Raw genomic sequence first — 15,493 nt, 5'->3', positions numbered from 1 at the left:
CACATGGCATTCGTCCATCTGCACAATCACACTGTTTTCTCCATGCTCGACGGTGCAACCCGTATCCAGGATATGGTCAATCGTGCCGTTGAACTTGGCATGCCCGCCGTGGCCATTACCGACCACGGCTACATGTATGGCGTGCCCGACCTGGCGCTGGCCTGCGACGCCGTCAATCACAACACGCCCGAGTACAAAACCTGGAGCCACGACAAGGCCTTCTTGGAAAAGGACCGCCGCGACGAGCTGGTGGAGCCCGACCCCGAGGAAAACCCGCGCGAGCATGCCCAGTATGTGAAGGACATGGCCATGTGGGACGAGAAGGGCAATATCGACGAGCTCAAGCCGCCTCTGGTCATCAAGCCCATCTTTGGCTGCGAGGTCTACTTTACGCCGGACGAGACCCTTGCCCGCGACCACAAGCCAGAGCTCTACCACATGATCCTTCTGGCCAAAGACCAGGAAGGCTACGTCAACCTGATGCAGACGGTTTCCGAGGCCGCCGTGCAGGGCTTTTACTACAAGCCGCGCGTGACGCTCGACAACCTACGCCGCCACGCCAAGGGCATGATCTGCACGAGCGCCTGCATCGCGGGCATCATCCCCAAATACATCGACCGCGGTGACATGGAGGGCGCCATCAAGTGGGCCGAGACCTTCCGCGATACCTTCGACCCCGGCGACTTCTACATCGAGATCCAGGAACATGGCATCACCACCGACAACGGCCTGACCGACGAGCAGATGGACCGCACGCTCATCGATATCGCCAAGCAGGTGGGCGTCAAGGTCATCGCCACCAACGACTTCCACTACCTGCGCCGCGAGGATGCGCCCGTGCAGGACGTCATCATGTGTATTGGCATGAACGCCAAGGTCGATGACCCCAACCGCATGCGCATGACCGGCTCGGAGTTTTACATGAAGACCGAGGAGGAGATGCGGGCGATGTTCCCGTATTGCCCCGAGGCCTGCGACAACACGCTCGAGATCGCCGACAAGTGCTACGTTGAGCTGGACTGGGACTCTATCATCCTGCCGCGCTTCCCGTTGCTCGATCCCGGAGAGACGCACGAGAGCCAGTTCCGCCGCGAGTGCGAGAAAGGCCTGCGTCAGCACTACGGTGACGACTGGGCCACGCGCGAGATCGGCGGCGTCAACATCAAAGAGCGCTTTGAGTACGAATACAAGGTCATCTGCGACAAGGGCTTTGCCGCCTACTTCTTGATCGTCGCCGAGTACGTGCAATGGGCCAAGGACAACGGCATCGGCGTCGGCCCCGGCCGTGGCTCGGCCGCCGGCGCTATCGTCGCCTACGCCATGAACATCACCGCGTTCGACCCGCTCGAGAACGGCCTGATGTTCGAGAGGTTCCTGTCCCCGCAGCGTACCGAGATGCCCGATATCGATATGGACTTCGACGATGAGCGGCGCCTCGAGGTCGTGGAGCACGTTCGCCAGCTCTACGGCCCCGAGAAGGTCACCCACGTCATCACCTACTCGACCATTAAGGCCAAGCAGGCCATCAACGACGCCGCGCGCGTCCTGGACTACCCGGTCTACATGGGCCAGCGCCTGTCCAAGATGGTCTCGAGCGACCCCAAGGTCAAGCTCAAGCAGGTGCTCGAAAAACAACCCGGCAAAGAGGATCTGTTTAACCCCGACTTTGCCGAGGCCTATAAAAAGGACGACGACGCCCGCCGCATCATCGACACGGCGCTCTCGATTGAGGGCCTCACCCGTGGCGAGGGCGTGCACGCGTGCGCCGTTCTGATCTGCCGCGACCCCGTCAACGAGCATGTGCCCACCAAGCTCGACACCAAGGGCGGCGTCGAGATTACCCAGTACGAGGGCCATACCGTTGCCGACATGGGCCTGCTCAAGATGGACTTCCTGGGCCTGCGCACGCTGACGGTTATCTCCAAGGCTAAGGCAAACATCAAGAAGAACTTCGGCATCGACATCAAAGAGGAAGAGATTCCCTTTGACGATCCCGAGATCTTTAAGCTCATGGGCTCCGGCCACACCGCCGGCGTCTTCCAGGTCGAGTCCGCCGGCATGACGGCCACGATCAAGAACATGAAACCCACCGAATACAAGCACGTCGTGGCATTGATCGCTCTGTACCGCCCGGGCCCGCTGGGCGCCGGCATGGTTTCGTCCTACATCAACCGTATGAACGGCAAGGAGCCGGCCGTCTCCTACGACGACCGCCTGGACGACATCCTGGGCGAAACCTACGGCACCATGGTCTACCAGGAGCAGGTTATGCTCATCTCCGTCGAGATGTGCGGCTTCTCCAAGGGCGAATCGGACTCGCGTATCCGTAAGCCCGTGGCTAAGAAAAAGATCAAGCTGCTCACGTCGACGGTGCTCCACTGGGAGGATGGCTCGGACGAGACCACCTACGACCACTGGATGAACGGTGCTATCAAGAACAACTACACGCGCGAGGTCGCCCAGAAGATTTGGGACGATGTTCTCGAGTTCGCGTCTTACGCCTTTAACAAGTCGCACTCCGCCGGCTACGCCATCCTGGTTATGCAGACGGCGTGGCTCAAGGCGCACTATCCGCACGAGTACATGGCGGCCGTTCTGACGTCCTACACGGGCAAGACCGACAAGATCGTTCATTACGTCTCGGCGTGCCGCCACGACGGCATCCCCGTGCTGTCGCCAGATGTCAACGAGTCCGGTACCGAGTTCACGGCTACCAAGGAGGGCGTGCGCTTTGGTCTGGCCGGCATCCGCGGCGTGGGCACTGGCGTGGCGCAGGCGATTATCGCCGAGCGCGAGGCGGGCGGCCCGTTTAAGACGCTGCACGACTTTGTCGAGCGCGTGGACTCGAGCCAGGCCAACCGTCGCGTGATCGAATCGCTCATCAAGGCAGGCGCCTTCGACTCCACGGGGTATCCGCGTCGCCAGATGATGCACTTTGTGGATAAGAACAACCCCGAGAACATCATCGATGCCGCCGTGAAGCGCCAAAAGGATCGCGCGAGCGGCCAGACGTCGTTCTTCGATATGTTCGGCGACGTTGAGGGCTCGGGCTTTGAGGTGAGCGTGCCCGATCCGGACGGCCAGGAGTGGGACCGCCACCTTAAGCTGAGCCAGGAGAAGGAGGTTCTGGGCATCTATGTCTCGGACCACCCGCTGCGCCCGTTTGAGTATGCGCTAGCCAAGGCGCGCGACTTCTCGTTCTCGCAGATCGACACCGGTTACGAGGTGCAAAACCCTACGGGCGGTACCATCAACCAGGAGATTCCCGAGGGCAAGGCGCTGTGGTGGGCCGGTATGGTCTCGAGCGTGTCCAAGCGCGTGACCAAAAACGGCGACCCCATGGGCATCGTGCAGCTCGAGGACATGGAAGGTGAGGCCACGGTCGTGGTGTTCCCCAAGACCTACAAGGAGGCCGAGGGGTACCTGTACGGCGAGGTCGATCCCGAGACCGGCGCGCAGCTGTCCGATGCGTTTGTGCGCATTAAGGGCAAGCTTGAGCGCTCGGACCGCGGCGACCAGATCATCGCGCAGGAGATCGTGCCGCTTGAGCTTAACGAGGAGAACAACAAGCCCAAGGTGTTTGAGGTCATGGTGCCCAACAGCCGCTTTAGCCAGGGCAATATGGCGCGTCTTGCCACGGTGCTTACCGCAAACCCGGGCGGCGACCGCGTGGAGATCTTTATCGAGCAGGTGGACGGGCGTGTGCTGCGTGCCGAGGTGCCGGCCAAGGTCAACGCACGCTCGATTCCGCTGTTGGCAGAGGCAAAAGCCATCGTGGGTAACCAGGGTCGCGTGACGGTGATCTAAGGGCGACCTTGCTGGTCCGCGCGAGATTGGAGGAAGTGATGGCACAGGGGACGTTTGTGCAGGCGCTTCGCAAAGAGGCGGCGTTGAGCGGCACCTTTATGAAGGGGCGTTCGCTCATGCTCAACGGTGCCGTGCTGTCGTTTGAGGACTCCGGCTCGCGCTTCTCCAAAAACGTGAACATCGAGGGCTCGGTGCGCGGCTCGCGCGGCGACCTGTACAAGACGCACGTGGCGCTCGACATGGACGAGCACGAGGTTATCGACTACGACTGCGATTGCCCCGCCGCCTTCCGCTATTCCGGCATGTGCAAGCACGCCATCGCCACGGCGCTGGCGTATCTGGATGCCAGTGGCGCCGAGCCCGTCGAGGGTTTGCGCACGCCGGTCCGCACGTTTACAGTACCGCCCGCACAGTCCAAGCAGCCCACGCGCTCCGCGCCCACCGCATCTGCGGTCAACCCCAACTTTCCCTTCCCGGCGCCCGTCCCCACGAGCCCGAGCCTTGTGGCGGCGCTTTCCGATCTTTCGGACGCGCGCATGGACGAGCTCGCGGTCATGCGTCGCAAGCTCGCCAGCACCATTGACCCCGATGCGCCCAAAGCGGTGCTGGAGCCCTCGCTGGTGCCGTACTACAATCCGCTGTTTGCCGATCGTTTTAACTGGGCGCTCGAGTTTCGCATTCGTAGCGGTTCGGTGTCCTACGTGGTTAAGGATATCGACGGCATGGCCGATGCCTATGTGCGCGGCGGTACGTTCTCCTATGGCAAGAAGCTTACGTTTGCCCATGTGCCCGAGGCTTTCGATGACGTGTCGACAAAGCTGCTCGACTTTATCGCAATGACGGTCGCCTACCTAGGCGATATTACGAGCTCGCGCTCGGCGTCGTATGACTTTGTCCGCAACGGTTTTGTCGCCGAGCGTCAGTTGCCGATATCCGAGCATTCCATCGTGTCCGTGCTGGACCTGCTGTGCGGCAGGACCATGTCCTTTGAGCCTGCTTGGTCGCGGGGAACGACGACGCATCGCGCCTACGAGGTGGCAGTCGAGCCGTCGCCGCAGGGGGAGGGCGAAGTCCCGGCTAAGCGCCCGCCGCTCCTTGCCGCCAAGATTGCACCGGCGGCGGGAGGCAGCTACGACTTGCGCCTGCCGGCCGATACGTACTGCTTTGTCGCAGGCGACGCAGCCTATCTGGTCGATACGCGCCGCGCGCGCCGTACCGACACGGCGTTTGCCCAGCATGCGGCGCCGTTCCTATCGCACTTGTTGCCCTGCCGCATGCCGGTCCATATCGCCGCCGACCAGGTGGGCGAGTTCTGCCGCATGGCGCTGCCGATCTTGCGCGACTACACCGACCTGACCGCTCCCGCCGTACTTGACGCCGTGGCGCCCGAGCCGAGTTTTGCCATGGCGATTGGCGTCGACGATGGCCTTGTGACCTGCAAGATTACGGTGGCCTACGGCGATTGGTCGGCAGATCTCTTTAGTCTTGGTGCTCCGGGCAGTCCTTTCGAAGAGCAACGCCCCGGCGTTCCGCCCCGCGATACGCTGGCGGAGTTTCGCGTTATGGACACGGCTGCCCTGTACTTTGATTTCCGCGAGGGCGGCCTGGCGTTTGAGGAGCGCGATGACGAGAGCCTGTTCCACTTGCTGACCGAGGGCCTGTCTGCCCTGTCCGAGCTTGGAGAGGTCATGCTCAGCGACCGCCTGCGCCAGATTTCGGTCCGCCCTGCGCCCAAGCTCTCGGTGCGCGCCACCGTCAAGAGTAACTTGCTCGATGTCGAGCTGGGCGCGAGCGGGCTTTCGGCTGCGGACCTTGCCATCTACCTCGACTCCTACAAGCGTCACCAGACGTTTGCGCGTCTCACGTCGGGCGATATCATTCGCCTGGATGAGGGGGCGCGCGCCGCGTTTGGCCTTGCCGAGGATCTGGGGGTCGATGCTGTCGACCTGCTCGACGGCGTGTCGCTTCCCGCGTCGAGTACCCTGTTCGTCGACAGCATGCTTGCGCGCACGCCGGCGCTTGAGGCCGATCGCGACGCTGCGTTCCGCCGTACCGTCGAGCGCCTGGACACGCTCGGCAAGATGGACTTTACGGTACCTGCCTCGCTCAAGGCCACGCTGCGTGGCTACCAGGTCGACGGATACCAGTGGCTCGGCTCGCTCGAACACCTGGGCCTTGGTGGCATCTTGGCCGACGACATGGGCCTGGGCAAAACACTCCAGATGATCGCGCATGTCCTGGCGCGCGTGGAGGCGGGGGACATCAAGCCCACGCTCGTGGTATGCCCGGCCTCGCTCGTGTACAACTGGACTGCCGAGCTGGAGCGCTTTGCGCCCTCGCTCGATGTTTGCGCAATCGTGGGCGCCAAGGCGCAGCGCCGCGTGCAGATTGCCGGCGTGGCTGAGCATAACGTGGTCGTGACGTCGTATGACCTTATGCGGCGCGATATCGACGAGTACGTCGAGCAGAACTTTGCCCGTGTGGTGCTCGATGAGGCCCAGTACATTAAAAACCCGCTCACCCAGGTGGCTCGCGCCGCCAAGCGCCTGCCTGCCGGCGTGCGCTTTGCTCTGACGGGCACGCCCATCGAAAACCGCCTATCCGAGCTCTGGAGCATCTTCGACTTTTTGATGCCGGGCCTGCTGGGCACGCGTGAATCGTTTGCAAAGCGCTTCGAAAGTCCGGTCGAGCACTCCGAGGGCGACAGCGCCGCTCGCCTGCAGGCACTCGTGTCGCCGTTTGTGCTGCGCCGTGTCAAGGAAGACGTGGTGGCCGATCTGCCCGAAAAGATCGAGGACACTGTCGTGGCTCAGCTCGCCGGTGAGCAGCGCAAGCTTTACCTGGCAAACCAGGACCGCATTGCCCAGCAAGTGCAGCACCGCGAGGCATCCGAGTTTAAGAAAGACAAGCTCAAGGTACTCGCCGAGCTCACCAAGCTGCGCCAGATCTGCTGCGACCCGCGTCTACACTACGAGGATTACAAGGCGGGGAGCGCCAAACTCGATACGTGCATGGAGCTCGTGCACGGCGCACTCGACGGTGGTCATCGCATCCTGTTGTTCAGCCAGTTTACGGGCATGCTCGATATCATTGGCAAGCGCCTGGCCAAGGAGGATATCGCCTTCCTCAAGCTCACGGGCGCATCGTCTAAAGAGAGCCGCGCCAAGATGGTCGCACAGTTCCAGGCGGGCGAGGTGCCGGTCTTTTTGATCTCGCTCAAGGCGGGCGGTGTGGGCCTTAACCTGACGGCGGCCGACGTGGTCATCCACTACGACCCGTGGTGGAACGTGGCGGCGCAGGACCAAGCGACCGACCGTGCGCATCGTATTGGCCAGCAACATACCGTGACCGTGTACAAGCTCATCGCCAAGGACACGATTGAGGAACGCATTATGCAGATGCAGGAGTCCAAGCGCGACCTGGTCAACAGCGTGCTCGGCGGCGACGGCATCTCGTCGGCGCTGTTTACCCGCGAGGATGTTCTGGCGCTGCTCGGCGGCGACGGGCGCTAGCCGCGCGCGGGGTGGGACTGCTGGAATGGGCAGGACGGTCGACGCATTTTGGCCCGACCGCTTGCCTGATCCGTTATGTGTTCATTTGCAATGCCGTGGATGGTTTGTCTGCCTTTGGGCATAAGAACCATCAAGAACATTGGCACATCAGCAAAGGAGAACATCATGGCGAAATTCTTTAAGGACCCTGACGGCAAGCTCATCGCTGCCCTTGGCGACGGCGTTGCGACCCCTGCCGGTTGCACGGAACTGACTGCAAACACTGAGGACGCGGCGCACGAGAAGCACGTGCCTGTTGTCGAGACCGAGCGCGACGGTCACGTGATTCGCGCACGCGTTGGCTCGGTCGAGCACCCCAGCCTGCCCGAGCACTACATTGAGTGGATCGCGCTTGAGGCCGAGGGCCGCTTAGAGGTCCATTACCTTGAGCCCGGCATGAAACCCGCGACGTTTTTCGCGGGCGGCTCCAAGACCGGTACCGTCTATGCCTACTGCAACCTGCACGGGCTGTGGTCCGCGACATTCTAGGAGCGCGCCCCCGCTCGGGGTATCATAGCTAGCATATGCACATGCAAGCGCCGGCTGCATTATGCGGCCGGCGCTTTTACTACGATTTCGATGGTTTACGACGGAAAGGGCTGAGCCATGAAGCTCGCGCTTGCACAGATCGATATGCGCCTTGGGGATATTGAGGGCATTTGCGGCCGCATCGAGGACCAGGCTCGTCTGGCCCACGAGCGCGGGGCGCGCGTGCTGTGCGTTCCGGCTCCGCTCTTTATGGGCGCCATGCCCGGTGGCCTGGTGGGCGCTGCTGACTTTGAGCACGACGTGCTTGCCGGTTTGACTGGTGTCGCCGAGCGTATCCAGGAGCTTGACATGATCTGCATCGTGCCCGCGGCGGTTTCGTTTGAGGGCCAGCCGCTGCTCGACTACATGATGCTCAAGGACGGTCATGTGGTGCCGGCGCGTTCGAGCATTGCCCTGCAGCGTGGCGAGAACAACGACACGCGTTGGGCGCCGCCGGTGTTCGACGTGGACGGCGTGCGCATCGCCGTGATTTTTGACTTGGACCGCGAGCTCGAGATGTTGCCGACCGGCGTCGACCTCATTGCCTATTTCCAATTCAACGCGTTTGACATGACCGACCGCGAGACTGCCGCCATTGCCGCCGTTCGCAGCGGCGCCTACCGCAAGATCGCATCCAAGCGCAGCGTGTGGTTTGCCTGCATGGCGCCGGTCGGTGCCTATGACGAGTCGGTGTATACCGGCGGTTCGTTTGTGCTCGACGACTGCGGTCGCGTGGTGGCCCAGGCGCCGTGTTTTGAGGAGAGCCTGCTGGTTCAGGAGATTCAGCGCGGCGTGATGCTCGATGCCCTGGAGGATCACGAACTGCCCGAGTTCCGTTCCGAGGAGTGGCTGTGGCAGGCGCTGGTGCTCGCCGTGCGCGACAACGCCCGAGCCCACGGTACGTCGCGTGCTGTGGTGGCACTCGAGGGCGACTTGCCGTCGTCTTTGCTGGCGGCGCTGGCCGTCGACGCTCTGGGCCCGCGTAATGTGATTGGCTTGGTGCTGGGGCGCAACCGTATCTTTACGCCGGCGCAGGAGGAGGCCGAGGCTGCCCGCTGTGCCGCCGTCCGTGCCATCGCCGAGCGTTTGCACATTCGCACTGTCGAGCGCGATGTACCGGATGCGGCGCGTGTGCTCGATCGCGACGTGTCGGCGGGCGATGCCGAGCGTCTGCGCTTGCGCACGCTGGGCCTCATGCTGGAGGACACGGCGCTCGAGCTGGGCGCGATGGCGCTGAGCCCGCTGTCCAAAACCGAGTATGCGCTGGCGGCGCCGGCGCTTTGCGGCGGTTACCAGGGCGACTTTGCGCCCTTTGGCGATGTGTACCTGTCGACGCTTGAGTTTGTGGCGCGCGTGCGCAACCGCACGTCTGCCGTGGTGCCCCAAGAGCTCGTGACGCTCAACGCGGTGGAAGACTGCATGGAGCGAGTGTTGGCGCAGGCGCTCTCGACGCTCGATGGTCCGGTCGATATGCTCGACCGCGCGGCACAGCTGCTCGGCGGGCTTGAGCCGGGTGAGGTCGATGGCGCGCTCGAGGCGCACGTGGACCGCAGCCGACCCTTCGACGACATCCCGATGGCCGCTGGCAAGCCTGAGGCCTGCTCGCTGCTGCTGATGCTCGTGCGTCAGGGCGAGGCCGCCCGCCGCATGCTGCCGACGGCGCCGATCGTCTCGGCCCGTTCGTTTGCCGAGCGTGCCTGGCCGTATATGCTCGCGTGGTCCGACCTGGGGCTTAACGGCAAGGAGCGTATGACGGTCGATTCGCTGGCGCGCGCCGAGGTGCGCCGTTTTGCTGACGAGGATACGAGCGAGCGCGTGCGAAACGAGATGATGGGCGTGCTGGGCGAGCTACTGGGTATTTCGCCCGAGCAGATGGAGGAGCTGCGCTCTGAGGACGGTCAGCGTCGTTTGCATGAGGGAATGAAAAAGTTCGAGGGCGAGGTTCAGGACGCCATCGATAAGATGATGGGCGGTCAGGGCGGCTCGCAAGGTAGTCCCCAGGGTGGTCCGATGCCGCATCCGCCGGTGGATCCGAGGCAGTTCCCCTTTTTCTCGCAGAACTAACTATGGGATAGGGCCAAGGTTACGCGGTTTTACCAAACCGCGTAACGAGTCGACGCTGCGCGAGCCCCTGCCGGGCAATCTGCCGCTCAAACCGTCGCTTGCGTACAGAAGTACGCGGCGCTCCTCTTTCGTGACACCTTGCCACGGCAGGGACTCGCTCGCTGACTTATGCTCAACCTATGGTTCAACCTTGCTTGCTAGATACGGTCGCTGTTGTGTTATTCTAGAACAGACGTTCGTGAATAGTGCGCGGGGCCTTGCCTTGTGCTTTGAAAAAGACGAGGGGAGGTTGGCTTGGTTATCTTGGGCATTGACCCCGGTTTGGCTCATACGGGTTGGGGGATTATCGAGGAGCGTCGTGGCGAGGTTCGCTGCCGTGCCTATGGCTGCATCGAGACCAGTGCCGGAAGTCCGCTCGCGGTGCGCCTGTCGCATATCGCCCGCGACCTCAAGGGTGTCGTGGAGCGCTACCGCCCCGATACCGCTGCTTTCGAGAGCATTTACTTTGGCGCCAACGTTCGCTCGGCCATTCCTACGGCTCATGCCCGCGGTGCTGCACTCGTGGCGCTTTCGGAATGCGCGCTCGAGATTGGCGAGTACACGCCCATGCAGATCAAACAGGCTGTTGTGGGCACCGGCGCCGCGGACAAACGGCAGGTCGCCTACATGGTGCGCACGCTCACGCAGCTCGACCACGACCCGCATCCCGACCATGCCGCCGATGCCCTGGCCTGCGCCATCTGCCACGTAAACCTCAGCCGCACCCGCGCCCTCACCGGTGGCGAGTTCTATCAACAGAGAGGAACCGGATACTGATGATTTCCCAGCTCCATGGAACGCTTGTCGAGGCCACGATGAGCTCTGCTGTCGTCGATGTGTCGGGCGTTGGCTTTGAGCTCGGCATCTCGGGCAGCACTGCGGCCACGTTGCCGACGCCCGGCGGCGAGGTCCGCCTCTATACGCGTATGCAGGTGCGCGAGGACGCCATGACACTTTTCGGTTTTTCCTCCAAGGATGAGCGCACGATGTTCGATCGGCTCGTGTCCGTCTCGGGCGTTGGCCCGCGCTTGGCGCTCGCCGTGCTTTCCACCTATACCGTGGGGCAGCTGTATTCGCTGGTGATGGCCGAGGACGACAAGGGCATGGCCAAGGTACCCGGTGTGGGCAAAAAGACAGCTCAGCGCCTGATCCTGGAACTCAAGAGCACCTTTGCCAAGGATAAGGGCTTTGTGCCGGTCGACGTGATTCCCGGCCAGGTTGCGATGCCCGTGCCCGCTGCTGCTCCCTCGGCCATCGATGATGCCCGTGCGGCGCTCCTTTCCATGGGCTTTAGCCCGCAGGAGACCGATGTTGCCCTGAGCGGGTATGATGGGCAGAATATGCGTGTCGAGGATCTGCTCGGCGCGGCGCTTAAGCGACTCGGAATGGATGCGTGATGTGGGAAGCCGATGACTCTCAGGACCTGTGGGCGACGCCCGGTAACTCGCCGGCGGCATCCATGGCGCACGGCGAGCGCATGGTGGGCTCGGAGCTGACGGCCGAGGACCTCGATGTCGACCGCACTTTGCGCCCCCAGCGCCTGGACGACTACTGCGGCCAGGAGCACATCAAGCAGAGCCTGCGCGTGTTGATCGAAGCGGCGCAGAACCGTGGCGAGACGCTCGACCACGTGATTTTCTCGGGTCCTCCGGGCCTGGGCAAGACCACGCTGGCCACCGTTATCGCCAACGAGCTGGGCGCTCAGATTAAGACCACGAGTGGCCCCGCCATCGCGCGCACGGGCGACCTGGCGGCCATCCTTACTAACTTGCAGCCGGGTGATGTGCTGTTTATCGACGAGATCCACCGCCTCAACCGTTCGGTCGAGGAGGTCCTGTACCCCGCGATGGAGGACTTTGCCCTCGATATCGTGATTGGCAAGGGTCCGGCGGCGCGCTCGATTCGCCTGGATATCCCCAAGTTTACGCTGGTAGCGGCAACGACTCGCTCGGGCATGTTGACCGGCCCACTACGCGACCGTTTTGGCATTTCGTATCGCCTGGATTACTACACCGTCGAGGAGCTCGCCCAGATTGTGACACGCTCGGCGACCATTCTGGGTGTGACGATCGACCATGCCAGTGCACTCGAGATCGGCTCGCGTTCCCGCGGTACGCCGCGTCTTGCCAACCGTCTGCTCAAGCGCGTGCGCGACTACGCGCAGGTGCGCGGCAACGGTCCTATTGAGCTTGACATTTGCCGTCAGGCGCTCGAGTTCTTTGAGATCGACGAGCTTGGTCTGGACTGGATGGACATTCGCATCTTGGAGACGCTTGCCAAGACGTTCTCCGGCCGTGCCGTGGGCCTGACGACGCTTGCTAGCGCGGTGGGCGAGGACCCGGGTACGCTTGAGGATGTCTACGAGCCCTATCTGCTGCAGTGCGGCTTGATGATTCGCACGCCCCAGGGCCGCCAGGCAACGCTTCGCACCTTTGAGCATTTGGGTATTGAACCGACCCTGTAGGAATGGGCTTGTTTTAGCGCATCTGTAGGCTATCGCTGGGCATCGGGTAAACATATCGCCGTTCATCGGTTATGGGCGTTTTACTATTGCGCGCCCGTGCTATGCTGAATTGGTCTTTTTCTCATTCGGTAACGAAAGGACCGCCCATGCCTACTGACATCGAAATCGCACGTTCTGTCACGCCGCTGCCTATTACCGAGGTGGCCAAGAACGCCGGCGTCGACGTTAAGCACCTTATTCCGTACGGCTTCGACAAGGCTAAGGTCGACTATTCACTGCTCAACGAGCCGACTGATCACCAGGCCAAGCTCGTTCTCGTGACCGCTATCAACCCAACGCCTGCGGGCGAGGGCAAGACCACCACGACCATCGGTCTGGCCGATGGCCTGCGTCGCCGCGGCGTCAAGAGTGCCGTGGCCCTGCGCGAGCCTTCGCTCGGCCCTGTCTTTGGCGTTAAGGGCGGTGCTGCCGGTGGCGGCTGGGCTCAGGTGATCCCCATGGAGGATATCAACCTGCACTTTACCGGCGACTTCCACGCTATCGGTGCTGCCAACAACCTGCTGGCCGCCATGCTTGATAACCACATCCAGCAGGGCAATCAGCTCGGTATTGACGTTAAGCGCATCACCTGGAAGCGCGTCGTCGACATGAACGACCGTCAGCTGCGCCATGTTATCGATGGCATTGGTGGTAAGGCCCAGGGCGTGCCGCGCGAGGACGGCTTCGACATCACCGTCGCCTCCGAGGTCATGGCAATCCTGTGCCTGTCTACGAGCATCAACGACCTCAAGGAACGCTTGGGTGAGATTGTCGTCGGCTATAGCTTTGCCGGCGAGCCCGTCCGTGCCCGCGACCTCAAGGCCCAGGGTGCCATGGCCGCGTTGCTTAAGGACGCGCTCAAGCCCAACCTGGTGCAAACGCTCGAGGGCACGCCCGCGTTTGTCCACGGCGGTCCCTTCGCCAACATTGCCCACGGCTGCAACTCTATCATGGCCACGCGTATGGCGATGCGCTTTGGCGATGTCGCTATTACCGAGGCCGGCTTCGGTGCCGATCTGGGTGCCGAGAAGTTCCTCGACATCAAGTGCCGCATGACGGGCGTTCGCCCCAGCGCTGTCGTGATCGTCGCGACCGCTCGTGCGCTGAAGTACAACGGTGGCGTCGCCAAGGCCGACCTCAACGAGGAGAATCTCGAGGCACTCAAGGCTGGCATGCCCAACCTGCTGCGTCACGTCGACAACATCCAGAACGTTTATGGTCTGCCCTGCGTGGTCGCCATCAACCGATTCCCGACGGACACCGAGGCCGAGCTTGCGCTCATCGAGTCCGAGTGCCAGAAGCTCGGCGTCAACGTTAAGCTATCCGAGGTCTGGGCCAAGGGCGGCGAGGGCGCGCTCGAGCTGGCCGATGAGGTTATGCGTCTGATTGAGCAGCCGAGTGAGCTCAAGTTTGCCTATGAGGACGGCGCCGATGTGGCCGACGCTCTCGAGGCCATTGCCACCAAGGTCTACCGCGCCGACGGCGTTGACTTTACGCCGGCCGCCAAGCGCCAGCTCGCCGAGCTGCGCGAGAACGGCTTTGGCAACCTGCCGGTGTGCGTCGCCAAGACGCAGTACAGCTTTAGCGACAACGCCAAGGCCCTGGGCGCTCCCGAGAACTTCCGCATCACCGTGCGTGAGCTCAAGGTTTCTGCCGGCGCCCACTTTGTGGTCGCGCTGACCGGCAGTGTTCTGACCATGCCGGGTCTGCCCAAGGTGCCCGCGGCCGAAAACATCGACGTCGACAACGACGGCAACATCACCGGCCTGTTCTAAGCCTGCTGTCCATAGCTGCTAGCCCGCCCCGCCGCGCCCACAAGGCACGGCGGGGCTTTTTGATCCTTAGGCCCGCGCATGTCTTGTAGATACCGACGGACTCTGCCCGTCATAGGCTTTTGCGCGGGTAGAATGCATGGATAGCTTGAGGCTCACGCGCGACGGAAAGGAATCGTTGCATGGATCAGGACAAGACAACCGTGATGGGCGGCTACGGTTCCGCGCAGGTTGGCGATAGCGCCGATGCGACCCGCGTTGTTCCCAACCCCGGTTATACCGACCCCGCCGCGACGCAGCCTTCTGCCGAGCCCACCCGGGTTATGGGCTATGGCGACACGGCGCAGGATTCTTACGCTGCATCTTCGCAAGGCCCCTATGGCAACGCAGCCCCGGATCCGTTTGATTACGCGCCGCAGGATTCTTATGCTGCCTCGACGCCGAATCCCTATGATGACCTGCCGCAGAATCCCATTCCGCAGGCTCAGCAGACGACGTATGTGCCGCGCACGGCACAGGCCCAGCCTCGATATGAGTCGCGCGATCCGTATGCGCGCCAACCTTATCGCGACTATCCCAAATCGATTCCGCAGTATGGTGAGGACGAGGAAGAGGCGCCGTCGCGTTCGTCGAGTGTGATCAAGAAAATCCTGATTGTGCTGGCGATCTTCTTTGCCCTCTCGATTGTGTTCGCCATTGTGTCGGGCATGCTCAACAAGCGAGGGAGTTCAACGGCCGATACCACTGCCGGGCAAACCGAGTCCGCCTCGTCTAGCACCGTCGATCTGAGCGATATCCCGGGGCAGTACTGGTCCAACGCCAAGAAGCTCCTCAAGTCGCGCGGTGCCGATCTTTCGAATGCCGTGGTCCTGACTGATGATGGCTCAACGCCCGTCGTCGATGCCAACTGGGTCGTCACATCTGCCTACTATAACGACAACGGTAACCTTGAAATTCAACTCACGCACAAGAACAGCTCGGGCAACTCGTCCGACGGCCAAAGCGGCACCGACAGCTCGAGCTCTAACATGCTGGAGGACCTGAGCAACAAGGCGCAGGAATTGGGAGACAAGGCGCAAGAGCTGGGCGATACGACACAAAACCTGGGCGATACCGCGCAGAACTTGGGAGACATGGCGACGGATGCCTGGAACGCCCTACAAAACGGCATTTCGGGCGCACAGGGAAACTAGCGGCCGAGCGGCTAGAAGTCTTAGCAGTGCAAACAA

9 protein-coding genes are annotated in these 15,493 nt (G+C 62.3%); all 9 read left to right on the top strand.

Going from position 1 to position 15,493, the window contains the following annotated elements; all coding sequences use genetic code 11:
- Positions 1-3 precede the first annotated feature (3 nt).
- The 9 genes from dnaE (at position 4) to I2G40_RS04415 (ending at position 15,457) form a co-directional block, all read left to right on the top strand.
- On the top strand, positions 4-3,807 hold the full coding sequence (gene dnaE / locus I2G40_RS04455) for a DNA polymerase III subunit alpha (RefSeq protein ID WP_117637344.1): 3,804 nt from the start codon (positions 4-6) through the stop codon (positions 3,805-3,807).
- 38 nt (positions 3,808-3,845) lie between these two features.
- A complete protein-coding gene (locus I2G40_RS04450; protein WP_195544324.1) occupies positions 3,846-7,319 on the top strand; it encodes a DEAD/DEAH box helicase in 3,474 nt (1,157 codons plus the stop codon).
- Positions 7,320-7,484: 165 nt separating this feature from the next.
- Entirely contained in the window at positions 7,485-7,847 is a 363-nt protein-coding gene (locus I2G40_RS04445) for a desulfoferrodoxin family protein (protein ID WP_035137352.1), read from the top strand.
- Positions 7,848-7,964: 117 nt separating this feature from the next.
- A complete protein-coding gene (locus I2G40_RS04440) occupies positions 7,965-9,950 on the top strand; it encodes an NAD(+) synthetase (protein ID WP_195544323.1) in 1,986 nt (661 codons plus the stop codon).
- 294 nt (positions 9,951-10,244) lie between these two features.
- Positions 10,245-10,766 carry a crossover junction endodeoxyribonuclease RuvC gene (ruvC, locus tag I2G40_RS04435; RefSeq protein WP_195544322.1) on the top strand — a complete coding sequence of 174 codons (522 nt, stop codon included), beginning with the start codon at positions 10,245-10,247 and terminating at the stop codon, positions 10,764-10,766.
- A complete protein-coding gene (gene ruvA / locus I2G40_RS04430; RefSeq protein ID WP_055310211.1) occupies positions 10,766-11,386 on the top strand; it encodes a Holliday junction branch migration protein RuvA in 621 nt (206 codons plus the stop codon). Before ruvC ends, ruvA begins: the two co-directional genes overlap by 1 nt.
- A complete protein-coding gene (ruvB, locus tag I2G40_RS04425) occupies positions 11,386-12,453 on the top strand; it encodes a Holliday junction branch migration DNA helicase RuvB (RefSeq protein ID WP_195544321.1) in 1,068 nt (355 codons plus the stop codon). The genes ruvA and ruvB overlap by 1 nt, the downstream gene beginning before the upstream one ends.
- Positions 12,454-12,599: 146 nt before the next feature.
- A complete protein-coding gene (locus I2G40_RS04420) occupies positions 12,600-14,267 on the top strand; it encodes a formate--tetrahydrofolate ligase (protein ID WP_118065139.1) in 1,668 nt (555 codons plus the stop codon).
- A gap of 179 nt (positions 14,268-14,446) precedes the next feature.
- Positions 14,447-15,457, top strand: coding sequence for an SNARE domain-containing protein (locus I2G40_RS04415; protein WP_195544320.1), 1,011 nt, complete (start codon positions 14,447-14,449; stop codon positions 15,455-15,457).
- Positions 15,458-15,493 lie beyond the last annotated feature (36 nt).

Source organism: Collinsella aerofaciens (assembly GCF_015558785.1).
Lineage (GTDB): Bacteria > Actinomycetota > Coriobacteriia > Coriobacteriales > Coriobacteriaceae > Collinsella > Collinsella aerofaciens_P.
The sequence above is the reverse complement of the archived record's forward strand: the minus strand, read 5'-3'. Positions and strand labels throughout refer to the sequence as shown.

Excerpts from the sequence above, each read along its gene's own strand:
- dnaE (WP_117637344.1), top strand. The coding sequence starts at position 4 with ATGGCATTCGTCCATCTGCACAATCACACTGTTTTCTCCATGCTCGAC.
- I2G40_RS04450 (WP_195544324.1), top strand. The coding sequence starts at position 3,846 with ATGGCACAGGGGACGTTTGTGCAGGCGCTTCGCAAAGAGGCGGCGTTG.
- I2G40_RS04445 (WP_035137352.1), top strand. The coding sequence starts at position 7,485 with ATGGCGAAATTCTTTAAGGACCCTGACGGCAAGCTCATCGCTGCCCTT.
- I2G40_RS04440 (WP_195544323.1), top strand. The coding sequence starts at position 7,965 with ATGAAGCTCGCGCTTGCACAGATCGATATGCGCCTTGGGGATATTGAG.
- ruvA (WP_055310211.1), top strand. The coding sequence starts at position 10,766 with ATGATTTCCCAGCTCCATGGAACGCTTGTCGAGGCCACGATGAGCTCT.
- ruvB (WP_195544321.1), top strand. The coding sequence starts at position 11,386 with ATGTGGGAAGCCGATGACTCTCAGGACCTGTGGGCGACGCCCGGTAAC.
- I2G40_RS04420 (WP_118065139.1), top strand. The coding sequence starts at position 12,600 with ATGCCTACTGACATCGAAATCGCACGTTCTGTCACGCCGCTGCCTATT.
- I2G40_RS04415 (WP_195544320.1), top strand. The coding sequence starts at position 14,447 with ATGGATCAGGACAAGACAACCGTGATGGGCGGCTACGGTTCCGCGCAG.